The 18,859-nt window shown below is 60.5% G+C and carries 15 protein-coding genes and 4 tRNA genes; 15 read left to right on the top strand and 4 right to left on the bottom strand.

Going from position 1 to position 18,859, the window contains the following annotated elements:
* Window positions 1-63: 63 nt before the first annotated feature.
* Together AC3ITA_RS18665 and AC3ITA_RS18660 are read right to left on the bottom strand one after the other, a co-directional pair.
* Window positions 64-1,614 carry an MDR family MFS transporter gene (locus tag AC3ITA_RS18665; protein WP_150672794.1) on the bottom strand — a complete coding sequence of 517 codons (1,551 nt, stop codon included), beginning with the start codon at window positions 1,612-1,614 and terminating at the stop codon, window positions 64-66.
* The gene (locus tag AC3ITA_RS18660; protein WP_095943691.1) at window positions 1,604-2,692 is read right to left on the bottom strand and encodes an HlyD family secretion protein; all 1,089 of its coding nucleotides are present in this window, start codon (window positions 2,690-2,692) and stop codon (window positions 1,604-1,606) included. Before AC3ITA_RS18660 ends, AC3ITA_RS18665 begins: the two co-directional genes overlap by 11 nt.
* A 219-nt stretch (window positions 2,693-2,911) precedes the next feature.
* Between AC3ITA_RS18660 and gltX the strand changes: the two genes are divergently transcribed.
* From gltX to AC3ITA_RS18610, 10 genes are all read left to right on the top strand, one after another.
* Complete coding sequence (gltX, locus tag AC3ITA_RS18655) at window positions 2,912-4,393, top strand: glutamate--tRNA ligase (protein WP_007997532.1); 1,482 nt, start codon at window positions 2,912-2,914, stop codon at window positions 4,391-4,393.
* Between the two features lie 202 nt (window positions 4,394-4,595).
* A tRNA-Ala gene (locus AC3ITA_RS18650) sits at window positions 4,596-4,671 on the top strand.
* A gap of 79 nt (window positions 4,672-4,750) precedes the next feature.
* Window positions 4,751-4,826, top strand: a tRNA-Glu gene (locus AC3ITA_RS18645).
* Window positions 4,827-4,879: 53 nt separating this feature from the next.
* Window positions 4,880-4,955, top strand: a tRNA-Ala gene (locus tag AC3ITA_RS18640).
* Window positions 4,956-5,035: 80 nt separating this feature from the next.
* Window positions 5,036-5,111 (top strand) — tRNA-Glu (locus AC3ITA_RS18635).
* A gap of 185 nt (window positions 5,112-5,296) precedes the next feature.
* Window positions 5,297-5,836 carry a TetR/AcrR family transcriptional regulator gene (locus AC3ITA_RS18630; protein ID WP_008050839.1) on the top strand — a complete coding sequence of 180 codons (540 nt, stop codon included), beginning with the start codon at window positions 5,297-5,299 and terminating at the stop codon, window positions 5,834-5,836.
* A 29-nt stretch (window positions 5,837-5,865) separates the two neighbouring features.
* Entirely contained in the window at window positions 5,866-6,699 is an 834-nt protein-coding gene (locus AC3ITA_RS18625; RefSeq protein WP_489278175.1) for an alpha/beta fold hydrolase, read from the top strand.
* A gap of 49 nt (window positions 6,700-6,748) precedes the next feature.
* Entirely contained in the window at window positions 6,749-7,183 is a 435-nt protein-coding gene (locus tag AC3ITA_RS18620; protein WP_489278174.1) for an acyl-CoA thioesterase, read from the top strand.
* A 195-nt stretch (window positions 7,184-7,378) separates the two neighbouring features.
* Entirely contained in the window at window positions 7,379-8,338 is a 960-nt protein-coding gene (locus AC3ITA_RS18615) for a tRNA dihydrouridine synthase (RefSeq protein ID WP_095943687.1), read from the top strand.
* 132 nt (window positions 8,339-8,470) lie between these two features.
* Window positions 8,471-8,917, top strand: coding sequence for an Hsp20 family protein (locus AC3ITA_RS18610; RefSeq protein WP_095943686.1), 447 nt, complete (start codon window positions 8,471-8,473; stop codon window positions 8,915-8,917).
* A gap of 46 nt (window positions 8,918-8,963) precedes the next feature.
* On the opposite strand, the gene AC3ITA_RS18605 is transcribed toward AC3ITA_RS18610, so the two are convergent.
* Both AC3ITA_RS18605 and AC3ITA_RS18600 read right to left on the bottom strand, forming a co-directional pair.
* Window positions 8,964-12,242 carry a PAS domain S-box protein gene (locus AC3ITA_RS18605; protein ID WP_489278173.1) on the bottom strand — a complete coding sequence of 1,093 codons (3,279 nt, stop codon included), beginning with the start codon at window positions 12,240-12,242 and terminating at the stop codon, window positions 8,964-8,966.
* Between the two features lie 65 nt (window positions 12,243-12,307).
* Window positions 12,308-13,198: a LysR family transcriptional regulator gene (locus AC3ITA_RS18600; protein ID WP_095943684.1), complete on the bottom strand. Its 891-nt coding sequence runs from the start codon at window positions 13,196-13,198 to the stop codon at window positions 12,308-12,310.
* Window positions 13,199-13,505: 307 nt separating this feature from the next.
* Between AC3ITA_RS18600 and leuC the strand changes: the two genes are divergently transcribed.
* The 5 genes from leuC (at window position 13,506) to asd (ending at window position 18,833) form a co-directional block, all read left to right on the top strand.
* On the top strand, window positions 13,506-14,936 hold the full coding sequence (gene leuC / locus AC3ITA_RS18595) for a 3-isopropylmalate dehydratase large subunit (protein ID WP_489278172.1): 1,431 nt from the start codon (window positions 13,506-13,508) through the stop codon (window positions 14,934-14,936).
* 2 nt (window positions 14,937-14,938) lie between these two features.
* Window positions 14,939-15,583 (top strand): 3-isopropylmalate dehydratase small subunit, encoded by a 645-nt coding sequence (leuD, locus tag AC3ITA_RS18590; RefSeq protein ID WP_045057951.1) that lies wholly within the window; start codon window positions 14,939-14,941, stop codon window positions 15,581-15,583.
* A gap of 156 nt (window positions 15,584-15,739) precedes the next feature.
* Window positions 15,740-16,507, top strand: coding sequence for a class I SAM-dependent methyltransferase (locus tag AC3ITA_RS18585; RefSeq protein WP_095943681.1), 768 nt, complete (start codon window positions 15,740-15,742; stop codon window positions 16,505-16,507).
* Window positions 16,508-16,571: 64 nt separating this feature from the next.
* Window positions 16,572-17,654 (top strand): 3-isopropylmalate dehydrogenase, encoded by a 1,083-nt coding sequence (gene leuB, locus AC3ITA_RS18580; protein ID WP_095943680.1) that lies wholly within the window; start codon window positions 16,572-16,574, stop codon window positions 17,652-17,654.
* Window positions 17,655-17,720: 66 nt separating this feature from the next.
* The gene (asd, locus tag AC3ITA_RS18575; protein ID WP_007975660.1) at window positions 17,721-18,833 is read left to right on the top strand and encodes an aspartate-semialdehyde dehydrogenase; all 1,113 of its coding nucleotides are present in this window, start codon (window positions 17,721-17,723) and stop codon (window positions 18,831-18,833) included.
* Window positions 18,834-18,859 lie beyond the last annotated feature (26 nt).

Here is an 18,859-nt window from a genome sequence, read left to right as displayed (position 1 = left end):
TCCTACAGGGTTCAATGTGATCCCTGTAGGAGCGAGCCTGCTCGCGATTGGGGCAACTCGGTCTCAGTGCGCTTCCCCAGCCTTCAACCCCTCCGGCAATTTCCTGGTCAGCAACACCGCCAGCATGCTGATCCCCAGCGCAATCCCGACAAAATGAAACGCATCGTTGTAGGCCATGATCGACGCCTGTTGGTGGGCGATCTCGCTGAGTTTGCCCAGTGCTGCCGTTTCATTGCCCAGCCGGTCAGCCAGCGAGGCGATCCGTTCTGCCACCTGCGGATTGCTCGGCACGATGGATTCACGCAAGTAGTCAAAGTAAACCTTGGTCCGCGCATCCAGCAGCGTGGCGAGCAGGGCGATGCCGATGGCGCCGCCGAGGTTGCGCAGGATGTTGAACAGGCTCGAGGCCGATCCCGCATCCTGGGGCAGGATGTAGGCGGTGGCGATCAGCGAGATGGTGACCATGATCAGCGGTTGGCCCAGGGCGCGGATGATCTGGATCTGATTGAACTGCGGCCCGGCAAAGTCCGGGTTCAGCACGCCCGAGGAAAAACTCGCCAGCCCGAACAGCCCGAACCCCAGGGTGCACAGCCATTTGGGCGAGATGTATTTCATCAGCTTGGGCACCAGCGGGATCAGAAACAGCTGCGGCACGCCCATCCACATGATCACTTCACCGATCTGCAGGGCGTTGTAGTTCTGGATCTGCGCCAGGTACAGCGGCAACAGGTAGATCGAGCCGTACAAACCGACCCCCATCCCGACGCTGGAAATACTGGATAACCCGAAGTTGCGGTTGCCGAGGATACCGAGATTGATCAGCGGATTGGGTTTGGAGAACTGCACGATCACAAAGCTGATCAGGCTGACCAGCGCGATGCTGCCCAGGGTCACGATCAGGCTCGATTCCAGCCAGTCCTTGCGATGGCCTTCCTCCAGGAACACCTGCAAGCAACCGAGCCCGACGCCGAGGGTGAGAATGCCGGCGTAGTCGGTGCTTTTCAGCAATTCCCAGTGGGCTTCTTTCTTCTCCAGGCCGTACATCAGGCCGGCGATCATGATCAGGCCAGGCGGGATGTTGATATAGAAAATGTATTCCCAGCCCCAGTTCTCCGTCAGCCAGCCGCCGAGGGTAGGGCCGATGGAAGGGGCGAAGGTGGCGGTCATGGCGAACATGGCCATGCCCTTGGCGCGGTGGTGTTCCGGCAGCTTGATCAGGGTCAGGGTGAACGCCAGCGGAATCAGCGCGCCACCGGTAAAACCTTGCAGGGCGCGGAACACGATCATGCTTTCCAGGCTCCACGCCATGGAGCAGAGCAGGGATGCGGCCAGGAACCCGAGGGATACCCACACCGCCAGGCGCCGCGCCGACAGCAACTGCACGAGCCAGGCGGTGAGGGGGATCATGATGATTTCCGCCACCAGGTACGAGGTGGAGATCCATGAACCTTCTTCCAGGGTCGCCGACAGCGCGCCCTGGATGTCCTTGAGCGAGGAGTTGGTGATCTGAATGTCCAGCACCGCCATGAACGCACCGAGCATCACGCTCATCACCGCAATCCAGTCCCGCCGGGTCGGTTCGCCGACCGGGCGGATCAGTTGATCACCGGCCATCGTCAGGGGCGTCTTTGTGGCTCACTTTGGGGGTGATTTCTTCAGGCGCGTCCTTGATGTTCACTTTGGCGGTGACCGACATGCCCGGGCGGATCTTGCCGCGTAGTGGATTGTCCGCGGCGAACGTCAGTTTTACCGGAATCCGTTGTACGACTTTGGTGAAGTTGCCCGTGGCATTGTCCGGCGGCAACAGGCTGAACTGCGCACCCGAGGCGGCGAACAGGCTGTCGACCCGGGCTTTGATCGGGGTATCGCTGTAGGCATCGAAGGTCAGTTCGGCTTCCTGGCCGGGCTGCATGTGGCCAATCTGGGTTTCCTTGAAATTGGCCTGAATCCAGATGTCTTCGTCCGGCACGATCGACAACAGGTAAGCGCCGGCCTGCACGTATTGGCCCTCGCGGGCCGCACGCTGGCCGATCAGGCCGCTGATGGGGGCGTGGATTTCGCTGCGGGTCAGGTTCAGTTCGGCCTGGGCCAAATCGGTTTTAGCGTTGGCGATCTGCGCGTCGAGGCGTTTGATCTCTGCGGTGAGTGCGTTGACTTGCTGGCGCTGACTTTGTGCGTCGGCCTGGGCCTTGGCCAGTTGGGAGCGGGCAATGTGGGATTCGGCGGAGAGGGTGGTCACCCGTTCTTCCGAGACATAACCGGGTTTGCGCAAGGTCTCGGCGCGGGTCAGGTCAATCTGCGAGCGGCCCAGGCTGGCCTGGCTGGAGGCGACTTGCGCTTCGCTGGCGGCAATCAGGCTGGCCTGCTGGGTCAGTTTGCTCGTGGCTTGCAGGCGCTCGGCCTGGCGGGTGGCCAGGACGGCATTGGCGCGGTCGACAGCGAGGTGGAAGTCGTCGCCTTCGAGTTTGACCAGCAATTGGCCTTTCTCGACATGCTGGTTGTCCTGCACCAGCACCTGATCGATGCGCGCGCCCAATTGGCTCGACACGCGGGTGATCTCGCCCTGGACATAAGCGTTGTCGGTGCTTTCATAAAAGCGCCCCTTGAAGAACCAATGGGCAAACAGGCCCCCGGCAATCAGCAGGACAATCAGCAGGAACGTGAAGAGGCGACGCTTGAGTTGGGCAGGCATGAGGCAAACTGTAGTCGAGAAATTGTAAGGGAAGTTATCAGCAGGCAAATCTGGCATACAGCCGATAAGCGGTAAATGCCGTCGGCCGATATCCGCGACATACGGGCGTTACAGCCGCAACCTTGGCTTAAATGCCCTGTTCGCTGGAGCCGGGCGGGTATCGCCTGTTACCATTCGCGCCTTGTTTGAACTTTGCTTTTTTTCTTTTCGAGACATGCCATGACCACCGTCCGCACTCGCATCGCGCCATCGCCTACCGGGGATCCCCACGTAGGTACCGCTTACATCGCCTTGTTCAACTACTGCTTTGCCAAGCAGCACGGCGGTGAGTTCATCCTGCGGATCGAAGACACCGACCAACTGCGTTCGACTCGCGAGTCCGAACAGCAGATTTTCGACGCCTTGCGCTGGCTCGGGATCGACTGGAGCGAAGGCCCGGACGTCGGCGGCCCGCACGGTCCGTACCGTCAAAGCGAGCGCGGCGATATTTATCAGAAGTATTGCCAGCAGCTTGTAGAGCTCGGTCATGCTTTCCCGTGCTTCTGCACTGCCGAAGAGCTGGATCAGATGCGCGCCGAGCAGATGGCCCGTGGTGAAACCCCGCGCTACGACGGCCGCGCGCTGCTGCTGTCGAAGGAAGAAGTCGCCCGTCGCCTGGCGGCTGGCGAGCCCCACGTTATCCGGATGAAAGTACCAAGCGAAGGCGTCTGCGTGGTGCCGGACATGCTGCGTGGCGACGTCGAGATCCCGTGGGACCGCATGGACATGCAAGTCCTGATGAAGACCGACGGCCTGCCGACGTACTTCCTGGCCAACGTGGTCGATGACCATCTGATGGGCATCACCCACGTATTGCGTGGCGAAGAGTGGCTGCCATCGGCACCGAAGCTGATCCTGCTTTACGAATACTTCGGCTGGGAACAACCGGAGCTGTGCTACATGCCGCTGCTGCGTAACCCGGACAAGAGTAAGCTGTCCAAGCGCAAAAACCCGACCTCGGTGACCTTCTACGAGCGCATGGGCTTCATGCCCGAAGCGATGCTCAACTACCTGGGGCGCATGGGCTGGTCGATGCCGGACGAGCGCGAGAAGTTCTCGCTGCAGGAAATGGTCGACAACTTCGACCTCAAGCGCGTGTCCCTCGGCGGGCCGATCTTCGACATCGAGAAGCTGTCGTGGCTCAACGGCCAGTGGCTGCGCGACCTGCCGGTGGAAGAGTTCGCCGCGCGCGTGCAGAAGTGGGCGTTCAACTCCGAATACATGATGAAAATCGCGCCGCATGTGCAGGGCCGGGTCGAAACCTTCAGCCAGGTGGCACCACTGGCCGGGTTTTTCTTTGCCGGTGGCGTGAACCCCGATGCCAAGCTGTTCGAATCCAAGAAGCTGTCGGGCGATCAGGTCCGCCAGTTGATGCAGTTGATCCTGTGGAAGCTCGAAAGCCTGCGTCAGTGGGAGAAGGACAGCATCACCGCAACCATTCAGGCTGTGGTCGAGTCCCTGGAGCTGAAGCTGCGTGATGCCATGCCGCTGATGTTCGCTGCGATCACCGGCCAGGCCAGCTCGGTGTCGGTGCTCGATGCGATGGAAATCCTCGGGCCGGACCTGACCCGTTTCCGTCTGCGCCAGGCCATTGACCTGCTGGGCGGCGTGTCGAAGAAAGAAAACAAAGAGTGGGAAAAGCTGTTGGGCGCTATCGCCTGATTGCGTTTGCCTCTGCGGTAATGGCCGAAGGCCGGGATCTTTTGCTCCCGTTCTTCGGCGCTCCCCCTGAATTTACGAGGGGGAGGGCGGTAAGTGGTTGTTATGTCGGCAAAAAATTTTGAAATTTTTCAAAAATAAGTTTGACAGACTTTCGATACGCCCTTAAGATTCGCCCCGTCCTCAGCGATGACATCAACGATGAGGGGCTATAGCTCAGCTGGGAGAGCGCTTGCATGGCATGCAAGAGGTCGACGGTTCGATCCCGTCTAGCTCCACCAATTTACACTTCAAGACTTGGCCACACCGGTCTTGAAGCGATCAGCACTCAGCACTGATCAGTTGTATAGAAGGGTTTGCGTCCCCTTCGTCTAGTGGCCTAGGACACCGCCCTTTCACGGCGGTAACAGGGGTTCGAGTCCCCTAGGGGACGCCAGTTTTACAGAAGCGATGTTGCAAGATGTCGCTCCGCCGCGAGGCGAAAAATCCGGGGCTATAGCTCAGCTGGGAGAGCGCCTGCATGGCATGCAGGAGGTCAGCGGTTCGATCCCGCTTAGCTCCACCAATTTTACAGTTCAAGGTCTGGCCACACCGGCCTTGAATCGATCAGCACTCAGCACTGATCAGTTGTATAGAAGGGTTTGTGTCCCCTTCGTCTAGTGGCCTAGGACACCGCCCTTTCACGGCGGTAACAGGGGTTCGAGTCCCCTAGGGGACGCCACGATTACCCGCTCTGCGGGATTTTATAAGGGTCATTCAATTATTGAATGGCCCTTTTGTTTGTCTGGCGTTTGACAAAAACCCTCCCATTTCCAAAAAACTGTTCTTCAGACCAGCGGTCATGTCCATGACTTGCTAAAATTTATTATGAGAATAATATTTCAATCGTAATATTCGGAGGCGACGATGAACGATAAAAAAGCTCAAACCCGCGAACGCATCCTCAAGGCCGCCAGCGCAGCGCTGATTCAGCGCGGCCCGGCCGAGCCAAGTGTGGGCGAAGTGATGGGTGCGGCGGGCCTGACGGTCGGCGGCTTCTACGCCCACTTCGAAAGCAAGGACGCGATGATGCTCGAGGCGTTCAGGCAATTGCTCGGTCACCGCCGCGACCTGATTGCCGACATGGACGCGCAGTTGACCGGCGAAGAGCGCCGCGCGCTGGTGGCAGCGTTCTATCTGTCGCGCAAGCACCGTGATTCCTCCGAATCGGCCTGTCCGATCCCGGCATCGGTCGGCGAACTGGGGCGGCTGCCGGAAGCGTTTCGTGTTGCGCTCAATGAGCATGTGGAATTGATGGTCGCGCAGTTGGCGGCCAGCCCTGAAGAAACCGAAAAAGCCCTGGCCGACATGGCCTTGATGGTGGGTGGGTTGGCTCTGGCGCGGGCGCTGGGGCCTGGAGAGTTGTCCGATCGATTACTGCGTGCCGCCAAATCGGCAGTGCGTTGACCTGAAGGCTGCGGCCTGAGGAGAATGCGATGAGCGCGTTAAAGTGGGTTCGTGGCGTTAATGGCACCTTGGGCTGGTTTGCCCCGAAACTGGTCGCAAGCAAAATGCGACAGGCGTTCATGACGCCAAGGGATCTGCCGCTGCGTGACTGGGAGTTGCCACTGCTGGCCAAGTCCGAGCGGATCACCCTGCGTTTTGGCCTCTCGGCCCTGCGCTGGGGCCAAGGCCCGGCAGTCTTGCTGATGCATGGTTGGGAAGGGCGGCCGACGCAGTTTGCCAGCCTCATCACGGCGCTGGTCGATGCCGGTTACTCGGTCGTGGCCCTGGATGGTCCGGCCCACGGTCGCTCGCCGGGCAGCGAAGCGAATGTGGTGCTGTTCGCTCGCGCCATGCTCGAAGCGGCCGCCGAACTGCCACCTCTGCAAGCGGTCATCGGCCACTCCATGGGCGGCGCCAGCGCCATGCTCGCGGTCCAGTTGGGCTTGCGCACCGAAACCCTGGTCACCATTGCGGCTCCGGCGCGGATTCTCGGCGTGTTGCGTGGCTTTGCCCGCTATGTCGGGCTGCCACCGAAGGCCCGCTCGGCGTTCATTCGCCAGGTCGAGCAAGACGTCGGCATGCGAGCCGCGACGCTGGATGTCGCGCACTATCAACTCGACATGCCCGGTCTGGTTGTCCACGCCGAAGACGACAACTTCGTCTTGGTGAAGGAATCCCAGCTGATTCACGAAGCGTGGTTCGACAGCCGCTTGCTGCGTTTGAAAGAGGGTGGTCATCAGCGAGTGTTGGCCGACCCTCGGGTGATCGATGGTGTGTTATCACTGCTGGCCGGGCGCAGCCTGCAATCACGCCAATCCGCCTGAGCTTCCGTTACACTGCCCTGGTCGAAATTATCTGACCAGGGAGTCGGGCATGGGCTGGGATCGGGAAACGCCGTTCATCATTGATCTGCAAGTGAGCGCCGAGGACATTGACGGGTTGGGGCACGCGAACAACGCGGTCTATGTGACCTGGCTCGAACGCTGTGCCTGGCGCCACTCCCAGCGCCTGGGCCTGGACCTGGTCGAATATCGTCGGCTGGACCGGGCGATGGCGGTGGTGCGGCACGAGATCGATTACCTGGCGGCTGCCTATGAGGACGATGAATTGCAATTGGCGACCTGGATCGTGGATTGGGACCAACGCCTGAAAATGACCCGGCACTTCCAGTTGATCCGACCCAGTGACAATTCGACCTTGCTGCGCGCGCAAACCACCTTCGTCTGTATCGAACTGTCGAGCGGCAAACCCAAGCGCATGCCGGCGGAGTTCATCGAAGGCTATGGCCCGGCGTTGCTATCGCTCTAACCAATGTAGGAGCGAGCTCGCTCGCGATGGTCGTCAACGATAACGCGACCAGCCTGGCTCCCCACGGTGGTCTCAGGTTTTTCGCGAGCAATCGAGCGTCGACCGGCTGCTCCTACAGGGGGGATTTGTGATGTTCTGCAGATTCTTCGCGCAATCCAGTAAACTGCCGCACGTTTTTCCTCGAGTGTGTTTTTCATGCAAATTGCTTTGGCGCCCATGGAGGGGTTGGTCGACGACATCCTGCGCGATGTGTTGACCCGCGTGGGTGGTATTGACTGGTGCGTGACCGAGTTCATTCGGGTCAACGACCAGTTGCTGACACCTGCCTATTTCCACAAGTTCGGCCCGGAGTTGCTCAACGGCGCCCGGACGGCCTCCGGCGTGCCGCTGCGTGTGCAATTGCTCGGTTCCGATCCCGTGTGCCTGGCGGAAAATGCCGCGCTGGCCTGCGAGCTGGGTTCCGAAGTGATCGACCTGAATTTCGGCTGTCCAGCCAAGACCGTCAACAAATCCCGTGGTGGCGCGGTATTGCTCAAGGAGCCCGAGCTGCTCAACCAGATCGTCGAGCATGTCCGTCGTGCCGTCCCCGCGCACATTCCGGTCACCGCCAAGATGCGCCTGGGCTTCGACAGCCCGGACGGTTCGCTGGTATGTGCCACGGCCCTGGCCGAAGGCGGCGCCGAACACATCGTGGTGCACGCGCGGACCAAGGTCGACGGCTACAAGCCGCCGGCGCACTGGGAGTGGATTCCGCGGGTGCAGGACGTGGTCAAGGTTCCGGTGTTCGCCAACGGCGACATCTGGAGCGTCGAAGACTGGCGTCGCTGCCGCGAGATCAGCGGCGTTGAAGACATCATGCTTGGTCGCGGCCTGGTTTCGCGTCCGGACCTTGCCCGGCAGATCGCCGCAGCGCGGGCCGGTGAAGAAGTGGTCGAGATGACGTGGGCCGAGTTGCTGCCGCTGATCCAGGACTTCTGGCTGCAAGCCAAGGCACAGATGACGCCACGCCAGTCGCCGGGCCGCCTGAAGCAATGGCTGGCGATGCTGACCCGCAATTATCCCGAGGCGGTAGAGCTGTTCACCGTGCTGCGTCGTGAGACCGAGCTGGATAACGTCTCGCGTTTGCTGGGGCTGCCGGTGGCGGCAGCGGCCTGAAACTTTTTATGAAAAAAGCAGAAAACAATCTCTTGAAATGCAATCAGCGGTCCCTATCTAAGGATTACGCGATGCCGAATTCGGGTCGCGGAGACAAAAAACCTTGCTGATTGTTTTCAGGAGATTTGCATCATGGCTACTACATTTTCCATGGCCCCACTGTTCCGTTCCTCGGTAGGTTTCGACCGTTTCAACGACCTGTTCGAGACCGCCCTGCGCAACGAGCCAGGCAGCAGCTATCCACCCTATAACGTGGAGAAACACGGCGACGATCAATACCGCATCGTAATTGCCGCGGCAGGTTTCCAGGAAGAAGATCTGGAACTCGAAGTCGAGAAAGGTGTGCTGACCATCAGTGGCGGTAAACGCGACGCGGACGAAGACGTCACTTATCTGTATCAGGGCATTGCGCAACGTGCCTTCAAACTGTCCTTCCGTCTGGCTGATCACATCGAGATCAAGGCTGCCGGTCTGAGTAATGGTCTGTTGAGCATCGACCTGCTGCGGGTGGTACCGGAAGAGGCGAAAGCCAAGCGCATCCCGATCAACGGCACGCAGAAGAAGGCTCTGCAACACTGAGTCAGAGCAAGAAGAAGGGCGCCATTGGCGCCCTTTTTTGTGCTCGTCACTTCAGCAGTTTTTGAAACTCCTCCACCGGCAACGGCTGACTGTGCAAATACCCTTGGTAGAAGTGACAGTCCAACCCCTGCAAGAACTCCAGCTGCTCCGCTGTTTCCACCCCTTCGGCAATCACCTTCAAATCCAGGCTGTGGGCCATGGCGACGATGGCGCGGATGATCTCGGCGTCGTTCGGGTCGCTGGTGGCGTCGCGGATGAACGACTTGTCGATTTTCAGGGTATCGACTGGCAGGCGCTTGAGGTAGGTCAGCGAGGAATAGCCGGTGCCGAAGTCGTCCATGGCGAAGCTTACGCCGAGTTTTTTCAGGCGGCGCATTTTGCTGATGGTGTCTTCCAGGTTCTGGATGACGATGCCTTCGGTGATTTCCAGCTTCAACAGGGAGCAGGGCAGGCCATGGCTGGACAGGCTGTTTTCGACGCGTTCGACGAAGTCGTTCTGGCGGAACTGGCGCGGGCTGATGTTCACGCACAGGCTGAATCTTAGCGGGTCTATCAGGCCGTTTTCGATCAATTGCTTGAAGGCCTGGCAGGCTTCGTCGAGGATCCAGGTGCCGACCTCCAGAATCAGTCCGCTGTCTTCCAGTACCTTGATGAACTCGTTGGGTGACTGCGGGCCGAGCTCCGGATGATTCCAGCGTACCAGGGCCTCGGCGCCGACGATGCGGTCGCCCCGGGCGTCGACCTGGGGTTGGTAATGTACGCGAAATTCGCCCCGGGAAAGCGCCAGGCGCAGGTCGGTTTCCATGCGCAAGCGTTCACTCGCGGCCTTCTGCATGGTGTTGTGGTACATCTGTGCGGTATTGCGCCCCGAGTCCTTGGCGCGATAAAGCGCGATGTCCGCGCGCTTGAGCAGGTCGGTCGGGGTCGAGCCGTGATCGGGGATCAGGGCGATGCCGATGCTTGGGGTTACCTGCAGGCGCTGGCCGTCGAGGAACATTGGTTCGGATAGCAGCTCGCGAATGGTGTCGGCCACTTCGCGAACCTGATCGCTGACCTCGCTGCGCGAGCCTTCGAGGCCACTGAGCAGTATCACGAACTCGTCACCGCCCAGGCGCGCAACGGTGTCCTCCATGCGCACGCTGGCTTCCAGGCGCGCGGTGATGATTTTCAGCACCGTGTCGCCCACCGGGTGCCCGAGGGAGTCGTTGATGTGCTTGAAATGGTCGAGGTCGAGGAACATCAGCGCGCCGCGCAGGTTGTGGCGTTTGAGCAGGGCGATCTGCTGGCTCAGACGGTCCATCAGCAAGGCACGATTGGGCAGGTTGGTCAGTGGGTCGTGGTAGGCCAGGTGGCGGATCTGCGCTTCGGCGTTTTTCAGCAGGCTGACGTCGCGTGCGGTCAATAACAGGCAGGCGGTTTCGTTGAGGGTGATCGGTTCCACCGAGACTTCGACGGTGAGCAGTTCGCCGCGCTTGTTGCGCCCGAGCATTTCCTGGTGATGAACCCGACCCTTGATCTGCAATTCGGCCAGCAGCGCCGAGCGTTGTTTTTCTTCAGCCCAGATCCCGACCTGATACACCGTGCGGCCCACCACTTCCTCGGCGCGGTAACCGGTCAGGCGGCAGAAACCGTCGTTGACCTCCAGATAGCGTCCGGTGTCGCGCTCGGTGATGGTGATGGCGTCGGGGCTGGAGTGGAAGGCCTTGGCGAATTTCTCTTCACTGGCCTTGAGCGCCGCTTCCGAGCGCTGTTGCTGGGTGATATCGCGCAGCGTAGTGACGATGCAGGCCTGGTCGCCGACGCTGATCTGGCGGCTGGAAATCACGCAGGTCAGGACCTGTCCGTCCTTGTGCTGGACGAGAATGGCCACGTTGTTCAGGCCTTGTTCGCGGATCACTTGTTCGATCCGTCGCAGGCTTTTCGCCGAAGCGTCCCACAGGCCGATTTCGTCGGCGCTGCGGCCGATCACATCGGCGGTGCTCCAGCCGAAGGTCTGGGTGAAGCTGGAGTTGATTTCAATGAACTGGCCGGTGTCCTGGTGGGTGACGCAGATCGGATCGGGGCTGACCTGGAACAGCGTGGCGAATTTTTCTTCGGAGGCCACCAGCCGTTGTTCGCGCTCCACCTGGTCGGTGATGTCGAGCAATGTACCGGCCATGCGCACCGGCACGCCGCTGTCATCACGGTAGAGGCGGGCACGGCTTTCCAGGTAGCGCGAACTGCCGTCGGGCAATTGCACGCGGTAGGTCAATTGGTAGTTGCCGGCCGGGCCTTCACGCAGGCTGCGGTAAGCGTCACGCATGGTGTCGCGCTCTTCGCCGGGCACGCCTTCGAAGAACTCGTCGAAGGACTCGTGAAAGGGTTTGGCGTCCAGGCCGTGCAGTTGGGCGGCCCGTGCCGATCCGTAGAGCATGCCGCTGGGAATGTGCCAGTCCCAGGTGCCGAGTTGCGCCGAGTCCAGGGCCAGATCGAGACGTTCCTGGCTGTCCTTGAGGGCCTGTTCGGCGATTTTGCGTTCGGTGGTGTCAAGGAAGGTGCTCAGTAGATAGGGCTGGCCTTCGAGCTCGACCTTTTGCGCACTGAGGATGCCATCATGGATTTGCCCATTGCTGGCGCGAAACTGCACTTCCATGCTGACCAGGTCGCCTTTGGCTTTGGTGGCCTTGACCAGTTCGTCCCGTTGCTCGGGGTGTACCCACAGGCCCAGCTCCAGGGTAGTGCGGCCGATCGCGTTTTGCACCGGCCAGCCGAACAGGCTTTCGAAATACTGGTTGGCTTCGGAGATCAGGCCGTCTTCCTGGCGGGTCAGCAGGACCATGTTCGGGCACAGGTGGAACAGGGTGGCGAAGCGCTTTTCCGAGCTGCTCAACGCCTGTTCGCGCTGACGCTGGTGGGTAATCTCGCGGATCACACCGATCATCCGTGGCCGGCCGTGTTTGTCCGGCAACAGGCTGCCGTTGATCTCCAGCCAGTGCAGGCTGCCATCGGGCCAGCGGATGCGGTGATGCATCGCTTGCTCCAGTGGTGCGCCAGCGATGACCGCGTGGAATGCGCGAAGGGTTTTCGCGCGATCTTCCGGGGGCAGCAGGTCAAGGTATTCCAGATCCCGTGGCAGCGGTTGCCGGGGATCGAAGCCGAACAGCGCCTGCGTACCCCGAGACCAACTGATCTGCCCGCGCTCGATGTCCCAATACCAGGCACCCAGGCGTGCGCCGTTGAGCGCGGCCAACAGTTGCGAGGCACTTTCCCAGCTCTGTTCGGAGTTTTTCGGGTCAAGTGCCTGTATGCGCGGCATTGGCGGAATACGGTCAACAGATTTGGGCATTGGCAAGCCTTAGGCTGAATGGGCGTTTGGCACGGGAATTCGCGGCTCTATAGGAGTAGCACAACTTAGCCTTGAGTCCCTGGCGGATCGAGTTGAGCATCCAGCAGGGCCATGAAGGCCCGCGCGGCGTTCGACAGTGTCCTTTCCGTGTGCAGGATATAGCCTAGCTGGCGAGTGAGCTGTATGCCCGGCAAAGGTATGCGCGCCACTTGGTCATCGAGCATGGTGCGCGGCAAAACGCTCCAGGCCAGGCCGATCGAGACCATCATCTTGATGGTTTCCAGGTAGTTGGTGCTCATCGCGATGTTTGGCGTCAGGCCCTGGGCTTCAAACAGCCGCTGCACGATGTGGTGGGTAAAGGTGTTGCCGCCGGGGAAGACCGCCGGGTGACGGGCGATGTCCGCCAGGCTGACCTGGCCGTTATTGAGCAGCGAATGCTCCGGGGCAACCACGAAATCCAGCGGGTCGTCCCACACCGGGGTGGCCTTGACCAGCGCGTGGGGTTCCGGTGCCAGGGTAATGACCGCCAGTTCGGCGCGGCCGTGGAGAATTTCCTCGTAGGCCACTTCCGAATCGAGGAACTGAATATCCAGTGCCACCTGTGGGTAGCGCCGGGTGAACTCCCTTAATAAGGGCGGCAAACGGTGCAGGCCGATGTGGTGACTGGTGGCCAGGGTCAGACGGCCGGTCACTTCGCCGGTGAGGTTGGTCAGGGCGCGGCGCGTATCATCGAGGACATTGAGAATCTGGTAGGCCCGCGGCAGCAGGGCGCGCCCGGCCTCGGTCAGGCCCACTTCACGCCCCAGGCGATCGAACAGCCGCACCTTCAATTGCTGCTCCAGCCCGGCGATGCGTTTGCTGATGGCAGGCTGGGTCAGGTGCAGCCGTTCGCCGGCGCCGGAGAAGCTTCCGGTCTCGGCGATGGCAATAAAAGCATTGAGGTTGGCCAGATCCATAGTCGCATTCCAATTGGTTATCCAAAGCATAAAAAATATGAATTTGAGTTATTTAATGTAACCCCATAGGATCAGCCTCACAAGCCAAAGGGTTATTGAGACTTTCAAAACCCAGAGGTCTGTGTAGCGAGTTTGTTAGTTCAAATTCGGATGCCAGAAGTCCATAGCCAAGGCGCTGCGACGAGTCATAGCGCGCTATGGCGAGGAGCAGCAACGCAGGATATGGGCTTCTGGCGCCGAAGTTGACTAACGAAACTCGCTATACAGACCTCTCTGGCATAGAAACAAGCTGATGAGGAACCGTCTGATGGCCGGCAAAACGCTCTACGACAAGCTCTGGGATTCGCATTTGGTCAAGCAGCGCGACGATGGCTCCGCGCTGATCTACATCGATCGTCACATCATCCACGAAGTGACCTCGCCGCAAGCCTTCGAAGGCCTGCGTCTGGCCGGGCGCAAGCCATGGCGCATCGATGCCAACATCGCGACCCCGGACCACAACGTACCGACCACGCCGGAGCGCAAGGGTGGCATCGACGCCATCGTCGACCAGGTCTCGCGCCTGCAAGTCCAGACCCTCGATGACAACTGCGATGAATACGGCATCGTCGAGTTCAAGATGAACGACGTTCGCCAGGGCATCGTCCACGTCATCGACCCGGAGCAGGGCGCGACCTTGCCGGGCATGACCGTGGTCTGCGGCGACTCCCACACCTCGACCCACGGCGCATTCGGCGCATTGGCTCACGGTATCGGCACTTCCGAGGTCGAGCATGTGCTCGCCACCCAGTGCCTGGTCGCCAAGAAAATGAAAAACATGCTGGTGAGCGTCGAAGGCCAATTGCCGTTCGGCGTGACCGCCAAGGACATCGTGCTCGCGGTGATCGGCAAGATCGGCACCGCCGGCGGCAACGGCCACGCCATCGAATTCGCTGGCAGCGCGATACGCGACCTGTCCGTCGAAGGCCGCATGACCATTTGCAACATGTCCATCGAGGCCGGCGCTCGCGTAGGCCTGGTAGCGGCTGACGAAAAAACCGTGGCCTACGTCAAGGGCCGTCCATTTGCTCCGAAAGGCGCCGAATGGGACCTGGCCGTCGAAGCCTGGAAAGACCTGGTTTCCGATGCCGACGCCGTCTTCGACACCGTTGTTGAACTCGATGCAGCCGACATCAAGCCGCAAGTCAGCTGGGGCACTTCGCCTGAGATGGTGTTGGCGGTGGATCAGAACGTGCCGGATCCCGCGAAGGAAATGGACCTGGTCAAGCGCGACTCCATCGTCCGTGCCTTGAAGTACATGGGTTTGACCGCCAACCAGGCGATCACCGACATTCAGTTGGATCGCGTGTTCATCGGTTCGTGCACCAACTCGCGGATCGAGGACCTGCGCGCTGCGGCCGTGATCGCCAAGGGCCGCAAAGTGGCCTCGACCATCAAGCAGGCCATCGTCGTGCCGGGCTCGGGTCTGGTCAAAGCCCAGGCTGAATCGGAAGGCCTGGACAAGATTTTCCTCGAAGCCGGTTTCGAATGGCGTGAGCCGGGTTGCTCGATGTGCCTGGCGATGAACCCGGACCGTTTGGAGTCCGGCGAGCATTGCGCCTCGACCTCCAACCGTAACTTCGAAGGCCGTCAGGGCGCCGGTGGTCGTACCCACCTCGTCAGCCCGGCCATGGCCGCCGCAGCCGCTGTGAACGGTCGTTTCATCGACGTCCGTGAATTGATTCAGGGAGCGCAGTAAGCATGAGAGCATTTACCCAACATACTGGTCTTGTCGCGCCTTTGGATCGTGCCAACGTCGACACCGACCAGATCATCCCGAAGCAATTCTTGAAGTCGATCAAGCGCACGGGTTTTGGCCCGAACCTGTTCGATGAATGGCGCTACCTGGATGTGGGCCAGCCTTACCAGGACAACTCCAAGCGTCCGCTGAACAAGGACTTCGTCCTCAACGCCGAACGTTACCAGGGCGCCAGCGTGTTGCTGGCCCGGGAGAACTTCGGTTGCGGATCCAGCCGTGAACACGCGCCGTGGGCGCTGGAAGAGTACGGTTTCCGCAGCATCATCGCGCCGAGCTATGCCGACATCTTCTTCAACAACAGCTTCAAGAACGGCTTGCTGCCGATCATTTTGAGCGATGCCGAAGTCGATGAGCTGTTCCAGCAGGTCGAGGCCAATCCGGGCTACCAGTTGCAGGTCGATCTGCAAGCCCAGACCGTGACCCGCCCTGACGGCAAGGTGTTGAGCTTCGAAATCGATGCCTTCCGCAAACATTGTCTGCTCAACGGCCTGGACGATATCGGCCTGACGTTGCAGGACCATGAGGCGATTGCGACGTTTGAGGCCAAGCACCGGGCTAGCCAGCCGTGGTTGTTTCGCGACGCTTGATTGATCCGACATTGATGTAGGCCACTCTGGCCTCATCGCTAGCAGGCTAGCTCCCACAGGGGACTTGTGTACGCCATAGATCCAATGTGGGAGCTAGCCTGCTAGCGATGGCGGCAGTAGAGACACCCCAAGACTAAGCCCCAAAAGGAAGTCCCCATGACCAGCACCGCCCAGCACACCCAGGTAGTCCAGAAGCAATTCGGTGAACAGGCCTCGGCCTACCTGAGCAGCGCCGTACACGCTCAAGGCACTGAATTTGCGCTGCTACAGGCCGAGCTGGCAGGGCAGGGCGATGCCCGGGTCCTGGACCTGGGCTGCGGTGCCGGTCACGTGAGTTTTCATGTGGCCTCATTGGTCAAAGAAGTGGTGGCTTACGACCTGTCCCAACAGATGCTCGACGTGGTGACCGCTGCCGCTGTCGATCGTGGTTTGAGCAACGTGTCCACGGTCAACGGTGCCGCTGAGCGCCTGCCGTTCGCCGATGGCGAATTCGATTTCGTCTTCAGCCGTTATTCGGCGCACCATTGGAGCGATCTGGGCGTGGCCCTGCGGGAGGTGCGTCGAGTCCTGAAGCCGGGCGGTGTGGCGGCATTCGTCGACGTATTGTCACCGGGTAGCCCGCTGTTCGACACTTACCTGCAAAGCGTCGAAGTGCTGCGCGACACCAGCCATGTGCGCGATTATTCCGCCGGCGAGTGGTTGCGCCAGGTCAGCGAGGCGGGGCTGCACACCCGCAGTACCACGCGTCAGCGTTTGCGCCTGGAGTACAACAGCTGGGTCGAGCGCATGCGCACGCCTGAAGTGATGCGCGCGGCGATCCGCGAATTGCAGCAGTCGATGGGCAACGAAGTACGCGAATATTTCGAGATTGAGGCCGATGGTTCGTTCAGTACCGATGTATTGGTGCTGTTTGTAGAAAGATAGGCACCGATCGATAGAATTTTTCCGGGTGCGCCAAAGGCGCACCGACTGATGACATGAGGAAAGCATGAGCAAGCAGATTCTGATTCTCCCAGGTGACGGTATTGGTCCGGAAATCATGGCCGAAGCGGTCAAGGTGCTGGAGTTGGCCAGCGACAAGTTCGCCCTGGGCTTCGAGCTGAGCCATGACGTGATCGGTGGTGCTGCCATCGACAAGCACGGCGTGCCCCTGGCCGACGAGACTCTGGAACGTGCCCGCGCGGCCGACGCCGTATTGCTGGGCGCCGTTGGCGGTCCGAAATGGGATGCCATCGAACGTGACATCCGCCCTGAGCGCGGCCTGTTGAAGATCCGTGCGCAACTGGGCCTGTTCGGCAACCTGCGCCCGGCGATCCTGTACCCGCAACTGGCCGAGGCTTCCAGCCTGAAGCCGGAAATCGTTTCCGGGCTGGACATCCTGATCGTGCGTGAGCTGACCGGCGGTATCTACTTTGGCGCGCCTCGCGGCACCCGCACCCTGGAAAACGGCGAGCGTCAGTCTTATGACACCCTGCCGTACAGCGAAAGCGAAATCCGTCGTATCGCCCGTGTCGGTTTCGACATGGCCATGGTTCGTGGCAAGAAGCTGTGCTCGGTGGACAAGGCCAACGTACTGGCCTCCAGCCAACTGTGGCGTGAAGTGGTCGAACAAGTGGCCAAGGATTATCCTGAAGTCGAACTGAGCCACATGTACGTCGACAACGCCGCGATGCAGTTGGTGCGCGCACCGAAGCAGTTCGACGTGATCGTCACCGACAACATGTTCGGCGACATCCTGTCCGACCAGGCCTCGATGCTTACCGGTTCGATCGGCATGCTGCCGTCGGCGTCTCTGGACACCCACAACAAGGGCATGTACGAGCCGTGCCACGGTTCGGCGCCGGACATCGCGGGCAAGGGCATCGCCAACCCGTTGGCGACCATTTTGTCGGTGTCGATGATGCTGCGCTACAGCTTCAGCCAGCAAGCCGCGGCCGATGCCATCGAGAAAGCCGTCAGCCTGGTGCTGGATCAGGGCTTGCGCACCGGCGACATCTGGTCGGCCGGTTGTACTAAAGTCGGTACGCAGGAAATGGGTGACGCAGTAGTCGCCGCGCTGCGGAATCTGTAATCTCTCGGGCCCGCTGCCAAATTCAAGACAAGGTAGCGGTCCACATTTCAAGAAGGTGTAGTTGCGATGAAACGTGTAGGTCTGATCGGTTGGCGCGGCATGGTCGGTTCCGTGCTCATGCAGCGGATGCTGGAAGAGCAGGATTTCGATCTTATCGAGCCGGTGTTTTTCACCACTTCCAATGTCGGTGGCCAAGGCCCGTCCGTGGGCAAGGACATTGCTCCGCTCAAGGACGCTTACAGCATTGAAGAGCTGAAGACCCTCGACGTGATTCTGACCTGCCAGGGTGGCGACTACACCAGCGAAGTCTTCCCCAAGCTGCGCGAAGCCGGCTGGCAGGGTTACTGGATCGATGCCGCTTCCAGCCTGCGCATGCAGGATGACGCGGTGATCGTTCTGGATCCGGTCAACCGCAAGGTCATCGACCAGCAGCTGGATGCAGGCACCAAGAACTACATCGGCGGCAACTGCACCGTCAGCCTGATGCTGATGGGCCTCGGTGGTCTGTTCGAGGCTGGGCTGGTGGAGTGGATGAGCGCCATGACCTATCAGGCGGCCTCCGGTGCCGGCGCGCAGAACATGCGTGAACTGATCAAGCAAATGGGCGCGACCCACGCCGCTGTTGCCGATCAACTGGCCGATCCGGCCAGCGCGATCCTCGACATCGACCGCCGTGTGGCCGAAGCCATGCGCAGCGACGCGTACCCGACCGAAAACTTCGGCGTACCGCTGGCCGGCAGCCTGATCCCGTGGATCGACAAGGAACTGCCGAACGGCCAGAGCCGCGAAGAGTGGAAGGCCCAGGCAGAGACCAACAAGATCCTCGGTCGCTTCAAGAGCCCGATCCCGGTCGATGGCATCTGCGTGCGCATCGGCGCCATGCGCTGCCACAGCCAGGCGCTGACCATCAAGCTGAACAAAGACGTACCGATCGCTGATATCGAAGGGCTGATCAGCCAGCACAACCCTTGGGTCAAGCTGGTGCCGAACAGCCGCGAAACCAGCATTCAGGAGCTGAGCCCGAACAAGGTCACCGGCACCCTGAACATCCCGGTTGGCCGTCTGCGCAAGCTGAACATGGGTTCGCAGTTTGTCGGCGCGTTCACCGTCGGCGACCAGTTGCTGTGGGGTGCGGCCGAACCGCTGCGCCGCATGCTGCGGATCCTGCTCGAGCGTTGATCGATTGATGAAATGAAAGAACCCGC

This window comes from Pseudomonas sp. GL_090 (assembly GCF_057837765.1).
The sequence above is the reverse complement of the archived record's forward strand: the minus strand, read 5'-3'. Positions and strand labels throughout refer to the sequence as shown.